Source organism: Sphingobium sp. DN12 (genome assembly GCF_051058005.1).
Classification (GTDB): Bacteria; Pseudomonadota; Alphaproteobacteria; order Sphingomonadales; family Sphingomonadaceae; genus Sphingobium; species Sphingobium yanoikuyae.
Genome location: NZ_CP173717.1, coordinates 1,480,512 through 1,503,166, shown reverse-complemented (window position 1 = coordinate 1,503,166; position 22,655 = coordinate 1,480,512). Strand labels below are relative to the sequence as shown.

At 64.7% G+C, this 22,655-nt stretch carries 27 protein-coding genes and 1 tRNA gene; 18 read left to right on the top strand and 10 right to left on the bottom strand.

Annotated features, from left to right (window positions below):
- The first annotated feature begins 51 nt into the window (after nucleotides 1-51).
- The gene (locus ACI6S0_RS07210) at nucleotides 52-516 is read left to right on the top strand and encodes a MaoC family dehydratase (protein WP_434405335.1); all 465 of its coding nucleotides are present in this window, start codon (nucleotides 52-54) and stop codon (nucleotides 514-516) included.
- A gap of 100 nt (nucleotides 517-616) precedes the next feature.
- The gene (locus ACI6S0_RS07205; RefSeq protein ID WP_434405334.1) at nucleotides 617-1,243 is read left to right on the top strand and encodes a LysE family translocator; all 627 of its coding nucleotides are present in this window, start codon (nucleotides 617-619) and stop codon (nucleotides 1,241-1,243) included.
- 13 nt (nucleotides 1,244-1,256) lie between these two features.
- Here ACI6S0_RS07205 and ACI6S0_RS07200 read toward each other — a convergent pair whose 3' ends face one another.
- Both ACI6S0_RS07200 and ACI6S0_RS07195 read right to left on the bottom strand, forming a co-directional pair.
- The gene (locus tag ACI6S0_RS07200) at nucleotides 1,257-1,910 is read right to left on the bottom strand and encodes an MOSC domain-containing protein (protein WP_037506606.1); all 654 of its coding nucleotides are present in this window, start codon (nucleotides 1,908-1,910) and stop codon (nucleotides 1,257-1,259) included.
- Nucleotides 1,911-1,982: 72 nt separating this feature from the next.
- Complete coding sequence (locus ACI6S0_RS07195) at nucleotides 1,983-2,201, bottom strand: DUF2945 domain-containing protein (RefSeq protein ID WP_029547743.1); 219 nt, start codon at nucleotides 2,199-2,201, stop codon at nucleotides 1,983-1,985.
- Between the two features lie 123 nt (nucleotides 2,202-2,324).
- Between ACI6S0_RS07195 and ACI6S0_RS07190 the strand changes: the two genes are divergently transcribed.
- The 5 genes from ACI6S0_RS07190 (at nucleotide 2,325) to ACI6S0_RS07170 (ending at nucleotide 6,141) form a co-directional block, all read left to right on the top strand.
- Complete coding sequence (locus ACI6S0_RS07190; protein WP_169861028.1) at nucleotides 2,325-3,503, top strand: glycosyltransferase family 4 protein; 1,179 nt, start codon at nucleotides 2,325-2,327, stop codon at nucleotides 3,501-3,503.
- A gap of 28 nt (nucleotides 3,504-3,531) precedes the next feature.
- Nucleotides 3,532-4,845: a replication-associated recombination protein A gene (locus ACI6S0_RS07185; RefSeq protein ID WP_434405333.1), complete on the top strand. Its 1,314-nt coding sequence runs from the start codon at nucleotides 3,532-3,534 to the stop codon at nucleotides 4,843-4,845.
- A complete protein-coding gene (locus tag ACI6S0_RS07180; RefSeq protein ID WP_434405332.1) occupies nucleotides 4,842-5,699 on the top strand; it encodes a hypothetical protein in 858 nt (285 codons plus the stop codon). The genes ACI6S0_RS07185 and ACI6S0_RS07180 overlap by 4 nt, the downstream gene beginning before the upstream one ends.
- 28 nt (nucleotides 5,700-5,727) lie before the next feature.
- Nucleotides 5,728-5,799 (top strand) — tRNA-Thr (locus ACI6S0_RS07175).
- Between the two features lie 153 nt (nucleotides 5,800-5,952).
- Nucleotides 5,953-6,141, top strand: a complete 189-nt coding sequence (locus ACI6S0_RS07170; protein WP_143560207.1) for a hypothetical protein — start codon at nucleotides 5,953-5,955, stop codon at nucleotides 6,139-6,141.
- Nucleotides 6,142-6,314: 173 nt separating this feature from the next.
- On the opposite strand, the gene ACI6S0_RS07165 is transcribed toward ACI6S0_RS07170, so the two are convergent.
- Entirely contained in the window at nucleotides 6,315-6,752 is a 438-nt protein-coding gene (locus tag ACI6S0_RS07165; RefSeq protein WP_434405331.1) for a cupin domain-containing protein, read from the bottom strand.
- 121 nt (nucleotides 6,753-6,873) lie between these two features.
- Between ACI6S0_RS07165 and ACI6S0_RS07160 the strand changes: the two genes are divergently transcribed.
- The gene (locus ACI6S0_RS07160; protein ID WP_004207333.1) at nucleotides 6,874-7,176 is read left to right on the top strand and encodes a glycine zipper 2TM domain-containing protein; all 303 of its coding nucleotides are present in this window, start codon (nucleotides 6,874-6,876) and stop codon (nucleotides 7,174-7,176) included.
- Between the two features lie 77 nt (nucleotides 7,177-7,253).
- Here the strand turns inward: ACI6S0_RS07160 and ACI6S0_RS07155 are convergent, their stop codons facing one another.
- Together ACI6S0_RS07155 and ACI6S0_RS07150 are read right to left on the bottom strand one after the other, a co-directional pair.
- Nucleotides 7,254-7,544, bottom strand: coding sequence for a hypothetical protein (locus ACI6S0_RS07155; protein ID WP_010337758.1), 291 nt, complete (start codon nucleotides 7,542-7,544; stop codon nucleotides 7,254-7,256).
- A gap of 149 nt (nucleotides 7,545-7,693) precedes the next feature.
- Nucleotides 7,694-8,101: an EVE domain-containing protein gene (locus tag ACI6S0_RS07150; RefSeq protein ID WP_004207335.1), complete on the bottom strand. Its 408-nt coding sequence runs from the start codon at nucleotides 8,099-8,101 to the stop codon at nucleotides 7,694-7,696.
- 98 nt (nucleotides 8,102-8,199) lie between these two features.
- On the opposite strand from ACI6S0_RS07150, the gene ACI6S0_RS07145 reads away from it, so the two are divergent.
- Nucleotides 8,200-9,147 carry an isopenicillin N synthase family dioxygenase gene (locus ACI6S0_RS07145; protein ID WP_434405330.1) on the top strand — a complete coding sequence of 316 codons (948 nt, stop codon included), beginning with the start codon at nucleotides 8,200-8,202 and terminating at the stop codon, nucleotides 9,145-9,147.
- 61 nt (nucleotides 9,148-9,208) lie between these two features.
- On the opposite strand, the gene ACI6S0_RS07140 is transcribed toward ACI6S0_RS07145, so the two are convergent.
- Nucleotides 9,209-9,592, bottom strand: coding sequence for a dihydroneopterin aldolase (locus tag ACI6S0_RS07140; RefSeq protein ID WP_004207337.1), 384 nt, complete (start codon nucleotides 9,590-9,592; stop codon nucleotides 9,209-9,211).
- A 125-nt stretch (nucleotides 9,593-9,717) separates the two neighbouring features.
- Between ACI6S0_RS07140 and ACI6S0_RS07135 the strand changes: the two genes are divergently transcribed.
- The 4 genes from ACI6S0_RS07135 to ACI6S0_RS07120 are packed head-to-tail and all read left to right on the top strand — an operon-like array spanning nucleotide 9,718 to nucleotide 12,654.
- Nucleotides 9,718-10,236, top strand: a complete 519-nt coding sequence (locus ACI6S0_RS07135) for a GNAT family N-acetyltransferase (protein WP_434405329.1) — start codon at nucleotides 9,718-9,720, stop codon at nucleotides 10,234-10,236.
- A 51-nt stretch (nucleotides 10,237-10,287) separates the two neighbouring features.
- Entirely contained in the window at nucleotides 10,288-10,854 is a 567-nt protein-coding gene (locus ACI6S0_RS07130; RefSeq protein ID WP_434405328.1) for a DUF1285 domain-containing protein, read from the top strand.
- Nucleotides 10,851-11,462, top strand: a complete 612-nt coding sequence (locus ACI6S0_RS07125; protein WP_097383425.1) for a CoA pyrophosphatase — start codon at nucleotides 10,851-10,853, stop codon at nucleotides 11,460-11,462. The genes ACI6S0_RS07130 and ACI6S0_RS07125 overlap by 4 nt, the downstream gene beginning before the upstream one ends.
- Nucleotides 11,443-12,654 carry a CCA tRNA nucleotidyltransferase gene (locus ACI6S0_RS07120; protein WP_434405327.1) on the top strand — a complete coding sequence of 404 codons (1,212 nt, stop codon included), beginning with the start codon at nucleotides 11,443-11,445 and terminating at the stop codon, nucleotides 12,652-12,654. Before ACI6S0_RS07125 ends, ACI6S0_RS07120 begins: the two co-directional genes overlap by 20 nt.
- On the opposite strand, the gene ACI6S0_RS07115 is transcribed toward ACI6S0_RS07120, so the two are convergent.
- The 4 genes from ACI6S0_RS07115 to ACI6S0_RS07100 form a co-directional block, all read right to left on the bottom strand.
- The gene (locus ACI6S0_RS07115) at nucleotides 12,618-14,372 is read right to left on the bottom strand and encodes a putative bifunctional diguanylate cyclase/phosphodiesterase (protein ID WP_434405326.1); all 1,755 of its coding nucleotides are present in this window, start codon (nucleotides 14,370-14,372) and stop codon (nucleotides 12,618-12,620) included. The two genes, ACI6S0_RS07120 and ACI6S0_RS07115, sit on opposite strands and share 37 nt — an antisense overlap.
- A gap of 68 nt (nucleotides 14,373-14,440) precedes the next feature.
- Nucleotides 14,441-16,768 (bottom strand): DNA topoisomerase IV subunit A, encoded by a 2,328-nt coding sequence (parC, locus tag ACI6S0_RS07110; protein ID WP_434405325.1) that lies wholly within the window; start codon nucleotides 16,766-16,768, stop codon nucleotides 14,441-14,443.
- Between the two features lie 71 nt (nucleotides 16,769-16,839).
- Nucleotides 16,840-17,070: a type II toxin-antitoxin system CcdA family antitoxin gene (locus tag ACI6S0_RS07105; protein WP_434405324.1), complete on the bottom strand. Its 231-nt coding sequence runs from the start codon at nucleotides 17,068-17,070 to the stop codon at nucleotides 16,840-16,842.
- 39 nt (nucleotides 17,071-17,109) lie between these two features.
- The gene (locus ACI6S0_RS07100; RefSeq protein ID WP_434405323.1) at nucleotides 17,110-18,030 is read right to left on the bottom strand and encodes a LysR substrate-binding domain-containing protein; all 921 of its coding nucleotides are present in this window, start codon (nucleotides 18,028-18,030) and stop codon (nucleotides 17,110-17,112) included.
- Between the two features lie 131 nt (nucleotides 18,031-18,161).
- On the opposite strand from ACI6S0_RS07100, the gene ACI6S0_RS07095 reads away from it, so the two are divergent.
- The 5 genes from ACI6S0_RS07095 (at nucleotide 18,162) to ACI6S0_RS07075 (ending at nucleotide 22,599) form a co-directional block, all read left to right on the top strand.
- Nucleotides 18,162-18,332 carry a hypothetical protein gene (locus ACI6S0_RS07095; protein ID WP_004207346.1) on the top strand — a complete coding sequence of 57 codons (171 nt, stop codon included), beginning with the start codon at nucleotides 18,162-18,164 and terminating at the stop codon, nucleotides 18,330-18,332.
- A 61-nt stretch (nucleotides 18,333-18,393) separates the two neighbouring features.
- Nucleotides 18,394-19,158, top strand: coding sequence for a trehalose-phosphatase (gene otsB / locus ACI6S0_RS07090; RefSeq protein ID WP_434405322.1), 765 nt, complete (start codon nucleotides 18,394-18,396; stop codon nucleotides 19,156-19,158).
- Between the two features lie 98 nt (nucleotides 19,159-19,256).
- A complete protein-coding gene (locus ACI6S0_RS07085; protein ID WP_434405909.1) occupies nucleotides 19,257-21,026 on the top strand; it encodes a glycoside hydrolase family 15 protein in 1,770 nt (589 codons plus the stop codon).
- Nucleotides 21,023-22,429, top strand: coding sequence for an alpha,alpha-trehalose-phosphate synthase (UDP-forming) (gene otsA, locus ACI6S0_RS07080; RefSeq protein ID WP_004207349.1), 1,407 nt, complete (start codon nucleotides 21,023-21,025; stop codon nucleotides 22,427-22,429). The genes ACI6S0_RS07085 and otsA overlap by 4 nt, the downstream gene beginning before the upstream one ends.
- Nucleotides 22,430-22,464: 35 nt before the next feature.
- Entirely contained in the window at nucleotides 22,465-22,599 is a 135-nt protein-coding gene (locus ACI6S0_RS07075; RefSeq protein ID WP_004207350.1) for a hypothetical protein, read from the top strand.
- Nucleotides 22,600-22,655 lie beyond the last annotated feature (56 nt).

The window sequence follows — 22,655 nt, the reverse complement described above, 5'->3', positions numbered from 1 at the left end:
GTAAACGGAAAGTCGCCATACACCATGTCCGTTGCAATGGGAGACGGATAGATGGACGACATTCTCTATTTCGAGGATATCGTGGTGGGCGACAGCGTGGCGGTCGGGCCGCTGACCCTGTCGCGCGAGGAAACGATCGCCTTTGCCGCGGAGTTCGACCCCCAGCCCTTCCATCTGTCCGACGAGGCCGCCGCCACCACCCATTTTCGCACCATCTCGGCCAGCGGCTGGCACACCACCGCCCTGTTCATGAAGATGTTCGTCGCCGAAATGCAGAAACAGCCGGGCCGTCAGGCCGCCAGCCTGGGCGCGATGGGCGTCGATGAACTGCGCTGGCTGCGCCCGGTCCGCCCCGGCGACACGCTGCGCGGCACCAACGAGGTGATCGACAAGAAGATTTCCCAAAGCCGCCCGGAAATGGGCATCGTCCGCAACAAGGTGACGCTCTACAACCAGAAGGACGAACCCGTCCTGACCATGTGCCCGATCGCCATGTGGCGCACCCGCCCGGCATAAGGCCACCCCATCCGGGGTGGCCAATTGCAGTCTCCCGGACCTGTCGGCGCGGATCATTCCCCCCTAGGCGAGGCCAAACGCTCATCCGGGGAGCCCAGCCATGCCCAGCGCCGCGCATCTTGTCGCCTTCGCCCTCATCTCGCTCGGCATGGTGCTGACGCCGGGTCCGAACATGATCTATCTGATCTCGCGCTCGATCAGCCAGGGGCGCGCCGCCGGCATGGTCTCGCTACTCGGCGTCGCCTGCGGCTTCCTCTTCTACATGGTCGCTGCCGCCTTCGGCATCACCGCGCTGCTGATGGCGGTGCCCTTCGCCTATGACGTGCTGCGCCTGGGCGGCGCGCTCTATCTGCTGTGGCTCGCCTGGAATGCGGTGCGGCCCGGCGGCCGTTCGCCTTTCCAGGTGAAGCAATTGCCGCTCGATGGCCCGCGCAAGCTGTTCGCCATGGGGCTGCTGACCAATCTGCTCAATCCCAAGGTAGCGATGATCTATCTCTCGCTGCTGCCCCAGTTCGTCGATCCAGCGCGCGGCCATGTGCTTGGCCAATCGCTCATCCTGGGCGCGACCCAGATCGTCATCAGCCTGTCGGTCAACGCGATCATCGCCTGCCTCGCCGGATCGATCGCCGGCTTCCTCGGCACCCGGCCGCGCTGGCTGACGATCCAGCGCTGGTTCATGGGCACGATGCTGGGCGGCCTCGCCGTGCGGATGGCGGTGGAGCGCTAGGCGACCTCAGCCGTCACGCCGCCAGCTTGCGCGCCCGTTCGCGCCAGGCTTCGGCCAGTTGCGGCATCTCCGCCAGCGCGCGCACCGCATCAGGATCGGCCTTGTGCCCGCCGCCGATCAGCAGGCGAAAGACCCGCTCGATGCTCCAGTCGGGCAAGGGCCGCTCCAGCAACCCCATCCGCGTGCCCGCTTCCGCCTCGCCTTCGCGGATCACTCGGAAATAGATGCCGCAGCGCGCGGTCTTGACGATCGTCGCCATCACGTCGCGGGCACCGAAACGATGGTCGAGCTTCCAGCAGGGCTGGCGGCCATGGCTCACCTCCACCACCGCACTGCCCAGGCAGAACCGGTCGCCCAGGCAGATGTCGCTTTCGGTCATGCCGCGGCTGGCGATATTCTCGCCAAAGGCGCCGGGCGCATCGAGCAGAGGATGATCCGGCTTGCGATCCCGCCACCAGCCATAATGGTCCTGCGGATAGAGATGGATCGCCTTGTCCCAGCCGCCATGATGAACTATATCGGCCACCCCGTCGCCCGCGAACCCCAGCCAGTTGATGCGGATCGGGCCGGCAACCGGCTGCTTGCCAATGGCGCTATGCTCGTCATCACGAAAGGGCCGGGGCATGCCGATCAGCAGCGCATCGATGGTCATGAAAGGCTGGGTCATGCCGCTCCATGCCATGGTTGCAGCGCGATGACGATGGCCAGTTGCGGCCAGCTTGCCCCGTCCGCCGCAAGATCACGCGGCGCTCAGTTCCGATCCCAGCTTGAGCACCAGGTCGCCCTTGTCGGTCTGGACCAGATAGGCGGGATCGCGGGTAGACCCGTTGCGACGGATGAGCGAGCCAGCGATCATCCGCTCCACATGCCGCTCGAACCGTTCGGCTATGCGTCCCCGGCCGACACCCTGCCCCCAATTCCACCTGACCCGTGTTCCCTTGCGGAATCTCTCGGCCATCAGCAGACATCCTCTCCTTCGGGGGCAATCATGCCGGCCGGCTTTCCCGGTCAGCCTCAGCAAAATTCCCGAGACCCGCTCTGGTTCCTTGGGTTTTTCGCCGGTCTGGTCTAAGGGGCCGCGATGGATGTTACCGGACTTCGTGTCGCGCTGTTCAGCGGCAATTATAACTATGTGCGCGATGGCGCGAACCAGGCGCTCAATCGCTTCGTCGGCTATCTGCTGCGTCAGGGTGCGCAGGTGCGCGTCTATGCCCCGACCACCGATACGCCCGCCTTTCCGCCGACCGGCGACCTGGTCAGCGCGCCGTCCATTCCCGTGCCCGGCCGCCCGGAATATCGCATCCCTACTCGCCTGTCGCGCGCGCTGCGCCGTGACCTGAAGGCGTTCGCGCCGAACATGATCCATCTGTCGAGCCCCGATCCGCTCGGCCATCGGGCGCTGACCTGGGCGCGCGATCATGACCTGCCCGCCGTCGCTTCGGTCCACACCCGGTTCGAAACCTATCCGCGCTATTATGGCCTCGCCTTCCTGGAACCCGCGATCGAGGGCATTTTGCGCCGATTCTACCGCCGCTGCGACGCCATCGTCGCCCCGTCGGAATCGATGGCCCAGTTGCTGCGCGAGCAGCGAATGAGCTATGATGTTGGCATCTGGACCCGTGGCATCGACCGCGAGATCTTCACCCCTCAGCGCCGCGATCTCGACTGGCGCCGCTCGCTCGGCTTTGCCGACGATGTGCCGGTGATCGGCTTCATTGGCCGTCAGGTGATGGAAAAGGGGCTGGACGTCTTTTCCGACACGATCGACCAGCTGACCGCACGCAAGGTGCCGCACAAGGTGCTGGTGGTTGGCGAAGGGCCGGCCCGCGAATGGTTCCAGAACCGCTTGCCCGATGCCGTCTTCACCGGCTTCCAGGGCGGGGCCGACCTGGGCCGCGCCGTCGCCAGCATGGACATGCTGTTCAACCCGTCGGTCACCGAGACGTTCGGCAATGTCACGCTGGAGGCGATGGCGTGCCGCCTGCCGACCGTCGCCGCCCGCGCCACCGGCAGCGAAAATCTGGTGCAGGAAGGCGTTACCGGCCGGCTGATCCGCCCCGGCGCGATCGGCAAGTTCGCCGACGCATTGCAAATCTACTGCACCGACGCCGCCGCCCGCGCCAGCGCAGGCGCCGCCGCCGAGGCGCAGGCTGAACATTTCGGTTGGGATCAGGTGAACCAGGCGCTGGTCGATACCTATCTGCGGATCATCCGCCAGCGCGCCCAGGGTGCCAAGATCCGTTCCAGCCCTGTTCCCTGATCGGCCCGGCCGACCTATATCGGGGACGATGGCTGATCTTTTCTCTTCCGACGATGTCCTTCCCGCCGGCATCGACCACGCCCCGCTGGCCGATCGGTTGCGTCCGGCCGTGCTGGCCGATGTGGTCGGCCAGGAGCATCTGACCGGCCCGGACGGCGCGATCGGCCGGATGGTGGCGGCTGGCCGCCTGTCCTCGATCCTCTTCTGGGGGCCGCCCGGCACCGGCAAGACCACCATATCGCGGCTGCTCGCCGATGCCGTCGGCATGCGGTTCGAGCCTATCTCGGCCGTCTTTTCCGGTGTCGCCGACCTCAAGAAGGTGTTCGCCACCGCAAAGGACCATGGCCGTCGTGGTGAAAAAACCTTGCTCTTCGTGGACGAGATCCATCGTTTCAACCGCGCCCAGCAGGACAGCTTCCTGCCCTTCGTCGAGGATGGCACGGTCACGCTGGTTGGCGCGACAACGGAAAATCCCAGCTTCGAACTGAACGCCGCGCTCCTGTCCCGCGCGCAGGTGCTGATCCTGCGCCGGCTCGATGCCGCCGCGCTCGAACAATTGCTGGACCGGGCCGAAGCGCTGATCGGCCGCCCGTTGCCGCTGGACATGGCCGCGCGCGAAGCGCTGCTGGCCAGCGCGGATGGCGACGGCCGCTTCCTGCTTAATCAGGTCGAAACCCTCTATTCGATCGACATTCCTGTGCCGCTCGATCCGGCGGGCCTCTCCGCCCTGCTCCACCGCCGCGTCGCGGTCTATGACAAGGATCGCGAAGGCCATTACAACCTCATTTCCGCCCTCCATAAATCGCTGCGCGGCTCCGATCCGCAGGCGGCGCTCTATTATCTCGCCCGCATGCTGACCGCGGGCGAGGAACCGCTCTATGTGCTGCGCCGGCTCGTCCGCTTCGCCACCGAAGATATCGGCCTGGCCGACCCGCAAGCAGTGGTGCAGTGCCTCGCCGCCAAGGACGCCTATGAATTTCTCGGTTCGCCCGAAGGCGAACTGGCGATCGTTCAGGCCTGCATCTATTGCGCCACCGCGCCCAAATCGAACGCCGGCTATATGGCGATGAAGACGGCCTTCCGCACCGCGCGCGAAACCGGGTCCCTGATGCCGCCGATGAACATCGTCAATGCACCCACCAAGCTGATGAAGCAGGTCGGCTATGGCAAGAATTACCAATATGACCATGATGCCGAGGGCGGCTTTTCCGGCGCCAATTACTGGCCGGCGGAGATGAGCCCGCAAACCTTCTATACGCCGACCGAACGCGGGTTCGAGGCGCGGATTGCCGAGCGCATTGCCTATTGGAACAAACTGCGCGCCGAACGCGGCGCGGCGTGACGCCCCGGTTCGCGCGCTTCGCCGCGATCGACTGGTCGGGCGCCAAGGGCACGCGGCACAAGGGAATAGCGGTCGCCATCTGCGGCATCGGTCAGGATGCGCCGGAACTGGTCGAGGCGCCGGGCGGCATCTGGTCGCGCCAGGCGGTCGCCGACTGGCTGATCGCAACGGCGTGCGAGGCACCGACCCTGTTCGGCTTCGACTTCAGCTTCGCCCCACCATTCGTCGCACGCGGCGCCTATCTGCCTGGCGATCCGACGCCAACCGACGCACCGGCTTTCTGGGCCTATGTCGATGCGGTCTGCGCCGATCCCGATCTGGGTGCCGCCAGCCTGCTGGAAACCACCCATCGTCGTCATTTCTATTTCGGCAAGGCCGACGGGATGAAGGCCGAGTTTCTGCACAACCGCGCCTGCGAAGACCATTATAATGCCGGGGGCGGCGGCAAGCCGTCGACCATCTATGACGCGATCGGCGCGGCGCAGGTGGCCAAGGCCAGCTTTGCCGGCATGCGCCTGCTCCACCAGATCCGCCCGCATGTGCCGGTCTGGCCCTTCGATCCGCTGCCTGCCACCGGATCGCTGGTCGTCGAAATCTATACCAGCATCGCAGCGCGCGCCGCCGGGCGGCCCAAGGGCCGGACCAAGATGCGCGATCTCGCCGCCCTCAATGACGCGCTGACCATGTTCGCAACCGCCCCCTACTTCGGTCCGCTCGCCGCCGACCATCAGGCCGATGCCTTGCTGACCGCTGCCTGGATGCGCGAAAGGGCTGAAAATCCGGCACTTTGGGCACCCGCAGCGATGTCCGACGAAATTGCGCGCACAGAGGGCTGGACGTTCGGCGTGATCTGATAGTAAGGGCGTCCGACCCGTCGGGTGCGCCGGCTTAGCACAGCGGTAGTGCAGCGGTTTTGTAAACCGAAGGTCGGGGGTTCGATCCCCTCAGCCGGCACCGACGGACTCTTGAAAATCGCGTTTATGCGCAATGGATGCCACGGGGTATCCCGGAAACAAAATGAGGGCCGACATTGCTGCCGGCCCCCACTAACGTCGGTCCTTTCGGCCACATGTCCTTGCGGGCTGCGCCTTCCGGTCCGGCGATGTGATGCGTTTCCGCATCTTCGCGCGGGAGAACGAGCCCGAAGGTCTGTTCACCCATGCTGACCTTTCATCCGAAGCCCGACGTTCACTTTCGCGCGTACCCGGCATCATCCTGAAAGGCTTGGATCCGATCGTCCCTGCCATCCTCGCGCATGGCAGCTCCCAACGGACCATCAGGGCAAAAAATCCTTGATTTCTCTTGGATTTTCCGGCTTTGGATCGCTCCTTGCCGACTGTCCCGATAAGAGGATGCTGTCACGATCCGCGAGTCGGGCAAAGCGGATTCCGACAGTTTGAAGACAGGCCGCACCACAAATCTGTGGATAACTTTGGATAAGTCTGAAAATCGGCGGAAATCCGCGCGCTTCAGGCGGGCGCCCAATCGGGCGGTGCCAGCGTGAAGCCGGCAAAGTCGAAGCCTGGCGTGACCGTGCAGCTGACGAGCGCCCATCCGCCAACCGGCCGTGCCGCCTGCCAATGATGCGCCGGGACCAGGCGCTGCGGCATCTGTCCCGCGGCGATATCCGGGCCGAGGTGATGATCGACGCCAAGCCCCTGCGGCGGAGCGATGCCCAGGACGATCGGCGCCCCCGCATGCCAGAACCACATCTCGTCAGCATCGACCCTATGCCAGTGTGATCGCTGATGCGCCTCCAACAGGAACAGGATCGCCGTGCCGGCCGCCCTCTGGCCCACAGCCGCCTGTGCGCGCCAGGTTTCGCGATACCAGCCGCCTTCGGGATGCGGGGCCAGGTCGAGCGCCCGGATCAGTCCGGCAGCATCCTGCCCGTCGCCTGCGTTCATCGCTTCACCTAAAATTTAATTTCTGCTGAAACAAAAACTTATGCCGTTGTCAGAGGTTCATGCAACCTAGGTCAATAGGCAGGGGTTCAATCGGCTGACAACGCAATTCGGAGGAGATATTATGCGTAACGCCCTGATGGCCATGGCCGCCCTGTCGCTGGCCATTCCCGTGTCGATGGCCGTTCCCACGGACGGCGCACAGGCGCGCAAACATTATCGCTATAAGGAATGGCGCGGTCGCGACGGGCGCACCTATTGCCGCAAGTCCGACGGCACGACCGGCCTGATCATCGGCGGCGTCGGCGGCGCGCTGGTCGGTCGCGCGATCGACACCCGCGGCGACCGTGCGACCGGCACCATCCTGGGCGCTGCTGGCGGCGCACTGCTCGGCAAGGAAATCGACAGCAAGCGCCGCTGCCGCTGATCCCGTCGTCAAGGACAACGAAAAAGGGCGGCTTCCCAATGGGAAGCCGCCCTTTTTGATGGCCGAGGCCAAAAGGCTTAGTTGGTCGCGCCCGAAGCCGCGCCGCGCGCGTCATCGACCTTGAACGACACGGTCTGGCCGCCCGAGACGCCCGAAACCTTGTCACCCTTGACCTGCAGGTTGAAGGCGACGGCGTCGGGGTAACGACGGCCCGAGATCACCTTGCCGGTCTTGGTATCCTTGACGTCATAGACGTAGGTGTAGCCTTCGTGGGTGAAGCGCTGCTTGGCGGCGTCCTGCGCATTGGCGGGGGCAGCGACGGCAACGATGGCGCTCAGGGCGCCGGCGACAACAAACTTGGACAGCATTCGCATGGGTGTGCTCCTTGTGAATGCCCTCAAACACCTCTTGGACATTCTGTTCTGTTGCCACCCATATGTTGCAGCGCAAAAACTCATACAATCGCAAAAAACGGCGTTCCAGTTGCGCGGAACGCAATCGAGATCATCTCGTTTTTCTAAGCCTTTGACAAGGCGACGATATGCTCGAACTGCTGCGGCGTCAGCGGCGCGACGGAGAGGCGCGATTGCCGCAACATCACCATGTCGGCCAATGCCGGGTCCGCCTTCATCGTCTTCAGCGTCACCGGGCGATCCAGTTTCTTGTGCGGCGCAACATGGACCGCGATCCACTTGCCGGTCTCGTCGGTGCTGTCGGGCGCCGCTTCCTCGACAATCTCCATGATGCCGACCGCCTCGACGCCGATATTGCTGTGATAGAAGAAAGCCAGGTCGCCCTTGCGCATCGCCTTCATGTGCAACTGGGCAGCATGGTTGCGCACCCCGTCCCATTCCGCCTTCCCCTTCTTGACCAGGTCGGCATAGGAAAAGACGTCGGGTTCCGATTTCATCAGCCAGTAGTTCATGACGCATCCTTGCATCAGGCGCCAAGGACGATCAAGGATGGGAACCATGGCGGCTGATCGCTATATCATCCGCAAGCCAATCGATCTGGAGAATATACGTGTCGCAATCCGTGCTGGACCAGGTGCCCGTCCTGTCCATGGCAGAGATGAGCAAGGGCGATTTCGCCGCCGCCTTCGGCGGTTCCTTCCAACGCTTCGGCTTCGCCATGGTCAAGGACCATGGCATGGACCAGGCGCTGGTCGACAAGGGATGGGCGCTGGCCCGCGAATTCTTCGCCCAGCCGGTCGAAATGAAGCGCACCTATGATGCCAAGTTCAATGGCGGCCAGCGTGGCTACACCGCTTTCGGCGTGGAGATCGCCAAGGGCGCGAGCGAGAATGACCTCAAGGAATTCTGGCATGTCGGCCGCGACCTTGCGCCCGGCGATCCGCTTGCCGAAACCATGCCGCCCAATGTCTGGCCGACCGAGATGCCGGCGTTCCGCGACGTGTTCGCGCCGCTCTATGCCGAGTTCGACCGGGTCGGCGCGGAACTGCTGTCGGCGATCGCCCTCTATCTGGGCCTGCCCGAACGCTGGTTCGACGGTCCGATCAAGGATGGCAACTCGATCCTGCGCCTGCTCCATTATCCGCCGGTGTCACCCGAGGCGCCGGGCATCCGCGCCGGCGCGCATGAGGATATCAACCTCATCACCCTGCTGCTGGGCGCCGAAGAAGGCGGGCTGGAACTGAAGGATCGCGACGGCAACTGGCTGCCGGTGGTGCCCCCGCCGGGCGCACTCGCGATCAATGTCGGCGACATGCTGCAGCGGCTGACCAACCATGTGCTGCCCTCGACCAGCCACCGCGTCGTCAATCCACCGCCGGAACGGCGCGGCCATTCGCGCTATTCCATGCCCTTCTTCCTGCATCTGCGCCCGGACTTCATGATCGACGCGCTGCCGCAATGCGTGACGCCGGACAATCCGCGCCGCGAGGAACCGATCAGCGCGCATGACTATCTGACCGAACGGCTGATCGAGATCGGCCTGATCAAGAAGGCATAAGAAAAGGCCCGCCGCTGCATCCGGCAGCGGCGGGCCTTTATATTTTCGTCGTCAGCGGCACTTATTTCCGGCCGCGGCCGAGAGTGATGCCGATTTCCTCGCCCCGCTCGCTCAGCGCCAGCTTGACGATCTTCACCTCGACATGGCGGACCTTGTCGTCCTGCAGGAAGATGGTCTCGATGATATGGTCGGCCACGCCCTCGATCAGGGTGAAATGCAGCCCCTCGGGCAGCGCGGTCGACGCGGCATGCTTGAGGTCCATGTAATTTTTCGATTCGCTGAGCGGCGTATCGGGATCATAATGGTCCGCAATCCGCAGCTTGGCCCGGATCGAGATGCGCAGCGGCTGAGGCAGATGCGTCTCTTCCGAATAGATACCGGTCAATACGTCGACGTGCAGGTTGTTGACCTCCAGCGTCAGATAATCGTCAAAAATGCTGTCCATAGCTCGCCATGTCCGGTCGCGCGAAGGGCGCGGGTCCAGTTTGATCTTTCCTTTTGCGGCATGGACGCTATAGGCCCGCCGCTTCCGGCGCGGTCCATGCGCCATTGATGGCGGATCGGCAAGACATGTCAGCAATTCTTCCCCTCGACAGCCAGCCCGCCGACGCGATCGAGGGCCTGCTGGACGCCGCCTTCGGTCCCGACCGGCACGGCCGCACCGCCTATCTGATCCGCGATGGCATGCCCTGGCTGCCTGCCCTCTCCTTCGCGGTGCTGGACGAAAAGGGCGAGTTGATCGGATCGCTGCAAAGCTGGCCGGTGGCGCTAACTCACGAGGATGGCAGCCAATTGCCGCTGATCATGGTCGGCCCGGTCGCGGTTGCGCCAGCGCATCAGAAGGGCGGCCACGGCCGCGCGATGATGGACGCAGTGGTCGCCGGTGCCCGCGCCCAGGCCTGCGAACCGCTGATGATGATCGGCGATCCGGAATATTATGGCCGCTTCTGGGGCTTCACCGCCGACGGCACCGCCGGCTGGGGTTGCCCCGGCCCGTTCGAGCCCCGGCGCCTGCTCGCCTTGTCGGTCGATGGCCGCCCGGTCGGCGGAGCCGGCATGCTGTCGCCGCGAATCACCGTTACCGCCTGACCCCACCGAAAGACCTTTGCCAAGCGGGCCGGCCGCTCCTATCTGCTTTCCATGCCGATGGAGCCCCTGCCCGACCTCGCCGACCTGTCGCTCGCCGACATTGCCCGCCTTGCCGCCGAAAAGCGGCTGCCGCCGGTCGAGAAATGGAATCCCGACCATTGCGGCGACAGCGAGATGCGGATCGCGCGCGACGGCACCTGGTTCCATCAGGGATCGCCGATCGGGCGCGAAGCGATGGTGCGGCTCTTTTCCACCATATTGCGGCGTGAGGGCGACGGCGCCTATGTGCTCGTCACCCCGGTCGAGAAGCTGAGCATCGCGGTCGAGGATGCTCCCTTCGTTGCGGTCGAACTCAAGAGCGAGGGCGAAAGCGCCAGCCGGAACCTCGCCTTCCGGCTCAACACCGGCGAACTGGTGCCGGCCGGTCCCGACCATGCGCTGACCCTGCGCGAGAAGGATGATGGCCCCCATCCCTATCTCCATGTCCGTGCCGGGCTCGACGCGCTGATCGTGCGCAGCGTCTATTATGAACTGATGAACCTGGCCCTGGATGAAGAAGGCGAGCGGGTCGGCCTGTGGAGCGAAGGCCGCTTCTTTCCGCTGGACGGCGCGGCATGACGCTGGCCGAGCGGCTGCGCGCCGCCCTGATTGACGGGCATAGCCGCGACATCCAGTTGCTTCCGTCCGAAACCCGCGATCCGCGCATCGTCGGCGACATGGCACTGGCGCCGGCCGCCGTGCTGGTCGCGATCACCGATCGGGCCAATCCCGGCCTGATCCTGACCCAGCGCTCCGAAAAGCTGCGCAAGCATGCGGGGCAAGTCGCCTTTCCCGGCGGCCGGGTCGACCCCGACGATGCCGACGAGATTGCCGGCGCGCTGCGCGAGGCCCGCGAGGAAATCGCCCTCCCCTCCGACCGGGTCGACATCATCGGCACGTCGGACCGCTATCATACCTTCACCGGCTTCGACATCGTGCCGGTCCTGGGTGTCATCCCGCCCGACCTGCCGCTGCGCCCCCAACCGGGCGAAGTGGCCGACTGGTTCGAACTGCCGCTTGACTATGCGCTCGATCCGGCCAATCGGGTGCGCCGCAGCCTGATGTTCGAAGGCATCGAGCGGCAATATTATGAAATCGACTGGCAGGGCCGCCGCATCTGGGGCGTGACCGCTGCCATCCTCGCCAATCTTTCCCGCAGGCTCGGCCATGACCCGCATTCTTCCTGACGCCCCGTGGCGCCACCGCTCCGGCCTTTCCGGCCTTCTCGCCGCACTCGACGCCGACCAGGGCCGCGCCCGCTATGTCGGTGGCGCGGTGCGCGACGGGCTGCTTGGCCTGCCGGTCAATGATCTCGACATCGCCACCAGCCTGATGCCGCAGGATGTGGTCGATCGGCTGAAGGCGGCCGGGATCAAGGCGGTGCCGACAGGGATCGAGCATGGCACGATCACCGCCGTGCTGCCCGACGGACCGGTCGAGATCACCACGCTGCGCCGCGACGTCAGCACCGACGGCCGCCGCGCCACCATCGCCTATACCGATGACTGGCAGCAGGATGCCGCCCGGCGCGACTTCACCTTCAACGCCCTCTATGCCGATCCCCTGACCGGCGCGATCAGCGACTATTTCGGCGGCGTGGCCGATCTCGATGCACGGCACCTGCGCTTCATCGGCGATGCCAGCGCGCGGATCGCCGAGGATCATCTGCGCATCCTGCGCTATTTCCGCTTCCTGGCCCGTTATGGCGACAACGAAGTTGACGCATCGGCCTATGATGCCTGCGTCGCCGCAGCCAACAGCCTGATGGCACTGTCGCGCGAGCGGATCGCCGACGAACTGCTCAAATTGCTGGTGGTGCGCGATCCCGTGCCGGCGCTGCGGTTGATGGTGGACGGCGGCATCTGGCTGCCGGTGCTGCCCGAAATCACGCACGAAGGCATCGACCGACTGGCGAAACTGATCGCGCGGGAGAATGAGGCGAGCATGGCGCCATCGGCGCTGCGCCGGCTGGCCGCGCTGGTGCCGGCCGACGCGGCGCTGGCGGACCAGATCGGCGCACGGCTCAAACTCTCCAACAAGGCGCGCAAGCGGCTGATCACCGCGCTCGAAACAGGCTCCGCACCCGAAGGGCCGCGCGCGCTCGCGCACCGGGTCGGCGTGGAGGGCGCGATCGACCGCATCCTGCTCGATCCCGCCGCCCCCTTGTCGGCATTGGCCCCGCTCGAAGGCTGGACCCCGCCCAGCCTGCCGATCGGCGGCGGCGCGCTGATCGCGCGCGGCCTTCAGCCCGGCCCGGACGTCGCCCGCGCCTTGCAGGAAGTGCAGAAATCATGGGCGGCGGAGGATTTCCCCGACGCCGACAGGGTCGGCGAAATCGCCGATCAGATCGTCTCGAAATTCCAGCGCACGCGCCAATAGTCAAAGGCATCGGCTTCGCTCATCGGGCGGGCAAAATAATAGCCCTGCCCCTGCCAGCAACCCATCTTCTGCAGCATGTCGGCCAGTTCCTGGGTTTCGATACCCTCGGCCGTGACCCGCAGGTTGAGCGATTCGGCTAGCGACAATATAGTGCGGACGATCACAGCTTTATCGTGATCTTCCAGCATGTTAGAAACGAAACTTCGATCGATTTTGAGGATGTCGATCGGCAGGCTGTGCAGGCTCGCCAGGTTGGAGAAGCCGGTGCCGAAATCGTCCATCGCGATCGGCATCTGCAGATCCTTGAGCGCGAACAGCAATTTGCGCGCCTTGTCCGGATCGGCAATGATCGCGCTTTCGGTCAGTTCGGCAGTCAGGCGATGCCCGCCAATGCCCGAATAGCGCAGCGCTTCCTCGAACATCGATGCGACATCGTCGCGCGCCATCTGGATCGGCGACAGGTTGACGTTGACGCCGACCGGCAGGGCCTGGCCGAATTTCGCGTCCCAGCGGCTCAGCGCCTGTGCCGCTTCATAGGCGGCCCAGCGGCCGAGCGGGGTGATGAGACCGCTCTCTTCCGCGACCGGCACGAACTCGACCGGCGAGACATGGCCCAGTTCCGGGTCATCCCAACGCGCCAGCGCCTCGAAACCCGTAATTTCGCCGGTCTGGAGATGGATCAGCGGCTGATAGGCCAGGGTCAGCCCGCCATGGGCCAACGCATCACGCAACCGGCTCTCGATCGAGAAGCGGCGCTGCGCTTCCTTGAGCACGCCATTGCGATAAATCTCGACCTTGCCGGTGCGCTTGGCGATCTTGACCGCCGCCTGCGCCTTGCGGACGACATCATCCGGATCATCCTCCAGATGCGTCGACAGGGCGCAGCCGATGGCGCAATCGACGCGGATCTGCAGGTCGGACAGCCGGATCGGCGAACTCAGCGCCTCCCTGATCCTCTGAACGATCTGAAGAGAGTCAGATAAGCCATTGTTCAAGCGAGCAAAAATGGCAAAGTCATTGCCGCCGATGCGGGCCAGCACATCGCCCTGACGCAAGCAGGATTTGAGCCGCTTAGCGACCGTGATCAGCAGTTCGTCACCGGCCATCGGACCCAGCGATTCATTCACCCGGCTGAACCGGCTGAGATCGATCGCGATGATGCCGAACTGGGCATTGTCCGGCCAGCTGCCATTGGCCAGCCGATCGTCAATCTCCTCGCCGAAGCCGGTGCGGTTGGGCAGTGCGGTCAGGCCGTCGGAAAGCAGCTCGCGCCGCAAATTCTTCTCCATCGTCCGCTCGCTCGTGCGATCGATCGCGGTGAAGAGAAATTGTTCGGTGCGCGCCTCGGTCGCCCGCAGCCGTCCGAGCGTGCAGAGAAAATATTCCGGGCCAAGCTTGCCGTCGCGGCGGATTTCGAAACTTTCCGAATCGCGATCCGACTGGGCGAAACCGGTGACGCGCGCGCGCCATTCGGCCGATGCCTGGGCCGTTGCGGCCGTCCGTTCGCGATGTTCCCGGAACGCCTTGAGGAACGGCTCATTCGCCTCGACAATGTTTATAGCATTGTTTTCACACGATAAAATCGCTGCAGCCTGCGACAGGGCGGTGAGCCATTCGCTCGCTCCGATCATGTGCGGCAGATGCGTGTCATCACCCCCGGGCAAGGGGAGGCCACTGGTCTGTTCAGGGGGCCAGCTACGCACCGACATGGCTTTCATGCCTCTGCCTTATCCGCCAAGGGTAAATATTCGGGAAACGAACATCTGCCGATGGTGCTGAATTTGCGTCAAAACTTGTTGTCGCGCGGGAAGCCTGTCGGTGGCATGCGACCGGCGGCACCGCGGGCTACCCGCCATGGCGTCATGTCCGCCTCGGTCCTGGTCCGGCCCGTCTCGCCGCCCATCGCCCAGCTGATCCCGTCGCTCAAGCGGAAGGCGATCGCGTCGGACAGGCCGCCGTCGCGATAGCGCTGCATCTGCACACCCTGCCCGCGCGCCATCTTGGGCATTTCGATGATCGAATAGACCAGCAGCTTCCGGTTCTCGCCGATGACGGCAATGCTGTCCGCCTCCGGATCGACCGCATGCACCACGGCAAGCTTGGCGCCCGTGCGGACATTGACCACCTGCTTGCCCTTGCGCGTTTCGGCCAGGATATCGGCCACATCCGCCAGGAAGCCGCGTCCGTCGGACGAAGCCAGCAGCAACTGCCCGCCGGCCTTTGCCGGCATCAGGGCCACGATCGCACCCTGATCGTCCATGTCGACCATCATCCGCACCGGATCGCCAAAGCCGCGCCCGCCCGGCAGCTTGTCGGCGCCCAGCGTGTAAATGCGCCCGCTCGACGTCGCCATCAGCAGCTTGTCGGTGGTATAGGCGTGGAAGGCGAATTGCGGGCCATCCCCTTCCTTGAACTTCAGCGTATCGGCCGCGGCCAGGTCGCGATGCCCGCTCATTGCGCGGATCCAGCCGCGTTCGGACAGGATCACCGTCACCGGCTCGCGCTCGATCATCGCCTCAAGCGGGATCTCACGCGCCGGCCCGGCTTCCTCGACCAGCGTGCGGCGCCGACCGATCACCGTATCGGGGCCATAGCGCTTGCGCAGGTCGGCAATGTCGCGCTTCAGGCGGGTACGCTGCTTGGCCGGGCTTTCGACCAGCTTTTCCAGCTCCGCCTGTTCCTTGACCAGCTCGGCATGTTCGCGCCGCAGCTCCATTTCCTCCAGCTTGCGCAAGCTGCGCAGCCGCATGTTGAGGATCGCCTCGGCCTGACGGTCGGTCAGGCTGAATTCGGCCATCATCACATCCTTGGGCTCATCCTCGGTGCGGATGATCTCGATCACCCGGTCGAGGTTGAGATAGGCGATGATATAGCCGTCGAGCAGTTCCAGCCGCGCGGCAATCTTCTCCAGCCGGTGCTGCGCCCGGCGGACCAGCACCTCGATCTGGTGCTTGAGCCATTCGACCAGCACCGCGCGCAGCCCCAGCACCCGAGGCGTGTGGCTGGCGTCGAGCACGTTGAGGTTGAGCGGAAAACGATTTTCAAGGTCGGTCAGCCGGAACAGGCTATCCTTGAGCACATCGACCGGGACGTTGCGGCTTTTGGGGACGATGACGATGCGGATCGCCTCGTCGCTCTCGTCGCGCACATCCTCCAGGATCGGCAGCTTCTTGTCGTTGATCAGCGCCGCAATCTGCTCGATCAGCTTGGACTTCTGCACCTGATAGGGGATTTCGGAAATCACCAGCTGCCAGGTACCACCGGCCAGCTTCTCGATCCCCTCCGCTTCCCAGCTGCCATCCTCGTTGCGGCCGGTGGAGAAGCGGGCACGGGTGCGGAAGGAACCGCGCCCGGTGCGATAGGCTTCGGAGATGATCGCCTGATTATCGACCAACACGCCGCCGGTCGGGAAGTCCGGCCCCTTGACGATCTCCATCAGCGCGGCGTCGTCCGCCTCCGGGCTGTCGATCAGCAGGGTGGCGGCATCCAGCAGTTCGCCGACATTGTGCGGCGGGATGCTGGTCGCCATGCCGACGGCGATGCCGCTGGCGCCGTTGGCCAGCAAATTGGGGAAGAGGCCGGGAAAAACCTCCGGCTCCTCATCCTCGCCATTATAGGTCGGACGAAAATCGACCGTGCCTTCGTCAAGGCCCGCCATCAGGTCGGCAGCCGCCTGGGTCAGCCGCGCCTCGGTATAGCGCATGGCCGCCGCATTATCGCCGTCGATATTGCCGAAATTGCCCTGGCCATCGACCAGCGGGGTGCGCAGCGAGAAATCCTGCGCCAGGCGCACCATCGCGTCATAGACCGATGCGTCGCCATGTGGGTGATATTTACCGATGACATCGCCGACGACGCGGGCGCATTTCTTGTAGCTGGTGGTGTTGCGCGCCGGATTGGCGACCAGAATGTCCGGGTTCGCGCCGCCCGGCTCCATCCGCAGCAGCCGCATGGCCCAGAGCAGGCGCCGATGCACCGGCTTCAGCCCGTCGCGCAGGTCCGGCAGCGAACGCGCGGTGATGGTGGAGAGCGCATAGACCAGATAGCGCTGCGAGAGCGCCGCGTCGAAAGGATGGTCCTTGATAGCGTCGAACGGGTCGCGAAAATCGGTCATCGGGAGTGACTTAGCAGGACGGAACGTGAACGGAAACGAGAATTATTCAGCCCAGAGGCTGGGCGCCGCGATCAAAAATTTCGATATTTATCGAGCGGGAGGCCATGCTTCTCGACATACGCATTCCAACTTTCCATCGCGTCCCTATTGGCTTCCATCCAGCGCTGGCGAACTTCCTCCACGAAACCGGGCTCGGACCGTAGACTGAGATCCATCCCCAGTTCTTCGGCAGCAGCAATCAGGTTTCGCTCTCGCGCGGCTTCGACCCGCGCCCGGCTTGCCGCGAACTCATCGTCATCCATTGGCCGATCACCTTTTGCAGGACGATATCATGCCATGGATTAACGCGGCAAGAAACGCGCGTCCGGATCGGCGGCGATGGCGGCAGCAAACTCGGCGCTGATCCAGTCGCGAAAAGCCTTGATCTTGGGCGTGTTGCGGGCGTGGGGCGGATAGACCAGCCAGTAGCTGGCGATTTCGCGGACATAGGAGGGCACCGCCTCCACCAGTTGCCCGGCCTCCACCTCCGCCTTCCAGAGGAAATGGTTGAGGATGGCGACCCCCTGCCCGGCGATCGCGGCGCGCCCCTCCATCACCTGGCTGTCAAGCGCGATGCCGGGCGGGCCATCCGCCGGGTCGGCCTCCACGCCCATCGCCGCGAACCATTCATGCCACCACATGTCGTCGGGCGACAGGCGCGGCAGGGCGTGCAGCGCCTGCGCATCGGCGATCGGCCCGTGCCGGTCGCGCCAGGCCGGGCTGCACATCGGCACCAGCCGGTTATGGGTCAGCAGCTTCGCCTCCAGCCCCGGCCATTCGCCCTTGCCGCCGCGCACCGCCAGATCGATGCCGTCGCGCGCCAGATCGATCACCGCGTCATCCGCCATGATCCGCACGGCGAGGTTCGGGTGGCGCATCTGGAAGGCACCGATGCGCGGCGCCAGCCAGAGATGCGCGAAACTGTTGGTGCAGCTTATGCTCAGCACCGCCGAATGATCCTGGGTCAGCGCGGCAAAGCCCTGCCGCATCTGGTCGAAGGCGCGGGTCAGGATCGGTGCGATCTCGCGCCCCTTCTCGGTCAGCGCCACCTTGCGCCCGGTTCGCTGGAACAGGCTGATGCCCAGCCGCTCCTCCAGCAATTTCACCTGATAGCTGACCGCCGCCTGGGTCATTCCCAGCTCCTGCGCGGCGGCCGTGAAATTCTCCAGCCGCGCAGCGGCCTCGAACACGCGGATGGCGGACAGGGGCGGCAGCGGCGACATGTGCCATTCGATAAGCCAGGCTTATCTATGCTGTCCATGCTTTTGTTGGCGCCAAGGGTGCCGTTCGGGCAGAGACAGCGGTGCCGGCGCCCCTCCGCGCCCGGCGATGATCATGGACGGAAGGAACAGTGATGCGCGATCAATATGACGCCCGGCTGTGGAACGACAGCCATGAAGAAATCAGCAAGAGTGCCGACCATTTCCTGCATCGCGTGATGCAGGCATTTCGCGTGCTTCACCGCATCGAATGGAGCGCGCCCTGGGCCGATGAACGCCAATGCAAGCGCCCCTGCCAATCGTGAAAATCCCGGCAAGGGGCAAAACAGGGGTTGCGGTTTCCGGTACAGGCGCCACCTTTAGGCCGTGCCCGAAACCGCTCTTCCCCCTCTGCCCGATCTTCCCGCTCCCCCGCCCGCGCTGCTGACCGGCGCCGCCCTGTTCCTCGATTTCGACGGGACATTGGCGCCGATTGCGGACACGCCCGACGGGGTGCATGTCGATGACGATCTGCTTGCCCTGCTGGCGGCGCTGCGGCGCAAGCTGGACGGGAGGCTCGCCATCGTCAGCGGCCGGTCGATCGCCACCCTGCGCGATTTCGGCTTTCAGGATTTCCTGCTCGCCGGCACCCATGGCCTTGAATTTGCCGCGCCCGGCGAAGTGCCGGATGCGCCGCCCCGCCTGCCCGCCATCGATGCGGTCGAACGGGCCTTCCACATCTTTGCCGACACCCGTCCGGGCGTTCTGGTCGAACGCAAGTCAATCAGCGTCGGCCTCCATTTCCGTGGCGCGCCCGATTGTGGTGAGGCCGCCGGCCTGCTTGCCCATCAGCTTGCAGAGCAGCATGGCCTGGCCGTGCAGGCGGGCAAGATGCTGTTCGAACTGCGCCCCGGCGGCGCCGACAAGGGCAGTGCCGTCACCCGCCTGATGCAGCAGGCGCCGATGGCCGGCGGCACGCCGATCTTCATCGGCGACGATGTCACGGACGAGGAAGGTTTCGCCGCCGCCGCGCAATTGGGCGGCCATGGCATATTGGTCGGGCCCGCGCGGCACACGCACGCGGCCTTCGGCTTGGAACAGGTTGCCGCCGTCAGGCATTATCTGGCGCAGGGGGTCGCCGCGATCATCTGACCGGCGGCCACCATTCGCATGAACGAAGGGGGCCGAACATCATCGATACCAGCGACCATATCCTGGCCGGAAACGAGCGCGATCTCGACCTCTGGCCGATCGGAAACTGCCAGGCATCCGCCCTGATCGACCGCGCCGGGCGCATGGTCTGGGCCTGCGTGCCGCGGGTCGACGGCGACCCCGTCTTTTCCGCCCTGCTCGACAACAAGCATTGGGACAGCAAGGAAGCGCGTGGCTTCTGGGCGATCGAGCTGGAAAATTGCGTCGCGGTCGAACAGCATTATATCCGCAACACGCCGATCCTGGTCACCCGCCAGAGCGACGGCCAGGGCAATGCGATCGAGATTTTCGATTTCTGCCCGCGCCACAAGCATAAGGGCCGCATGTATCGCCCGGTCGCCTTCGCGCGCATCGTGCGGCCCGCCGCCGGCAGCCCGCGCATCCGCGTCCGCCTGCGCCCCACGACAAGCTGGGGCAAGGAAAATGTCCCGGTCACCTACGGCTCCAACCATATCCGCATGGTCCTGTCCTACATGGCGATGCGGATATCGACCAACGCGCCGATCGGCCTCATTGCCCAGGAAAGCTGGTTCCGGCTGGAATCGGACATGCATTTCTTCATGGGGCCGGACGAGGGATTTTCCGACGCGCTGCGCCCGGCGATCGAGCGCATGCTGGACGACACCATCCTCGAATGGCAGCTCTGGGTGCGGGGCCTCGCCATCCCGCCCGAATGGCAGGAGGCGGTGATCCGTTCCGCCATCACGCTCAAGCTCTGCCAGCATGAGGAAACCGGCGCGATCGTCGCCGCGCTCACCACCTCCATCCCCGAACATGCCGACAGCGGCCGCAACTGGGACTATCGCTACTGCTGGGTGCGCGACGCCTATTATACGGTCGAGGCGCTGAACCGGCTCGGCGCCCTCGACGTGCTGGAAACCTATCTCGTCTATCTGCGCAACATCGTCGACGGCGCCAAGGGCGGCCATATCCAGCCGCTCTACGACGTGCGCGGCAATGCGACGCTGCATGAATGGGAGGCCGCGCATCTGCCCGGCTATCGCGGCATGGGGCCGGTACGGGTCGGCAATGCCGCCTATGAACAGATCCAGCATGACGCCTATGGCCAGATCGTCCTGTCCTCGGTCCAGGGCTTCATCGACCGGCGCCTGCTGCGCATGGCCGGCCATGCCGATTTCGAGGCGCTGGAGGCGGTGGGCGAGCGCGCTTGGCAGGTCTACGATCAGCCCGACGCCGGCCTTTGGGAATTGCGCACCCGCGCCCATGTCCACAGCTATAGCGCCGTCATGTGCTGGGCCGCGTGCGACCGGCTGGCGCATGCCGCCACCGCACTCGACCTGCCGCTGCGCGCCGCCCATTGGGAAAATCGCGCCGAAACCATGCGCGCCCGCATCCTCGAATCCGCCTGGCGCGCCGACAGCAAGGCGATCTCCGCCAATTTCGAGGATGACGCGCGCGACGCGTCTTTGCTGCAACTGCTCGACCTGCGCTTCCTGACCGCCGACGATCCGATGTTCACCGGCACGCTCGAAGCACTGGAAAAGGACCTGCGCCGCGGCAACGACATGCTGCGCTACAGCGCGCCGGACGATTTCGGCGAGCCAGTGACCGCCTTCAATGTCTGCACCTTCTGGCTGATCGAGGCGCTGCACCGCACCGGCCGGACTGAGGAGGCACGCGAACTGTTCGAGGAGATGCTGTCCCGCCGCACCGCCGCCGGCCTGCTGTCCGAAGATATCGATCCCCATAATGGGGAACTCTGGGGAAATTACCCGCAAACCTATTCGTTGGTCGGCATCATCAACTGCGCCGTCTTGCTGAGCAAACCGTGGAGCGTGATGCGATGAGCCGTCTGATAGTCATTTCCAACCGGGTCAGTCGCCCCAATGGCGCCGCCAATCAGGGTGGCCTTGCCGTGGCGCTGGCGCAGGCGCTGCGCGAAAGCCGCGGCATCTGGGTCGGCTGGTCGGGTGGCACGACCGACAATTTCACCGGCCATATCGGCTTTGCCGATGATGACGGGGTAAAGACCGCGACGATCGACCTGGAAGAACAGGATGTCGACGAATATTATAATGGTTATGCCAACAAGACGCTGTGGCCGCTCTTCCATTACCGCATCGACCTGGCCGAATATGCCCGCGATTTCGAGGGCGGATACAACCGCGTCAACCAGCGCTTCGCCGACACCGCCAGCCCGCTGATCGAACCGGAAGACATTATCTGGGTGCAGGATTATCACATGATCCCGCTGGGCCAGATGCTGCGTGATCGGGGCCATCAGAACCGGATGGGCTTCTTCCTGCACATTCCCTGGCCGCCGACCCGCCTGCTGGTATCCCTGCCCCACCATACCAAGCTGGTCAGCACCCTCTTCGCCTATGACGTGATCGGCTTCCATACCGAGGAATGGCTGGAATCCTTCCGCCATTATGTCGAGCGCGAGATGGGCGGCACCGTCGATGGCGATTTCGTCACCGTCGGCGGTCGCACCATCCAGGCCGTCGCCTGCCCGATCGGCATCAATGCCGAGGAGTTCAAGCAGGCCGCCGCCAGCGACGCGGCGGTGGAGATGCACCGCCAGGTCCGCGCCTCGCTGCAGGATCGCTCGCTGATCGTCGGCGTCGACCGGCTCGACTATAGCAAGGGTCTGGAAGAACGGTTCAACGGTTACGCCCGCTTCCTGAAGGATCATGCCGAACATCATCGCCGCGTCGTGCTGGCGCAGATCGCCCCGCCCTCACGCGGCGAGGTAGAAAGCTATCAGCAGATCCGCGCCACGCTGGACTCGCTCGCCGGGCGGATCAACGGCGAATATAGCGATGTCGACTGGACACCGATCCGATACGTCAACCAGGGCTATCCGCGCGACAAGCTGGCCGGCATCTATCGCTCCGCCCGGATCGGCCTGGTGACGCCGCTGCGCGACGGCATGAACCTGGTCGCCAAGGAATATGTCGCGGCCCAGAACCCGGACGATCCCGGCGTCCTGATCCTGTCCCGCTTTGCCGGCGCAGCGATGCAGCTGAAGGACGCGCTGCTCATCAACCCCTATAGCCCCGAAGAGATGTCCGACGCGATCGACCGGGCGCTGGCCATGCCGCTCGACGAGCGCAAGCGGCGCTGGCGGGCGATGATGGACAGCGTCGAGCAGCAGGATATCAGCTGGTGGCGCAGCGCCTTCACCGATCGGTTGGCGGCCACCCGCCAGGAAGAGCCGGAGGCCGAACCGGAACCGGCGACCGAATGATTGAGATCAGGCACCGGTCCCGCTAGGCCGGTGCCATGCATAGCGAAGATGATGACGAACCGCGCGGCCTGTGGGCCGCCATCAGTGCCAAATCCGGCGTGATCATTGGCAGCATCGGCCTGATCGCCTGGCTGGCGCTGATCTGGTTCATGTTCGGCGACGTGCTGTAGCGCATCCCCTGCGGATTTCCCCTTGCGCCTCGTTGAACCAGCGGCAGACATGATGC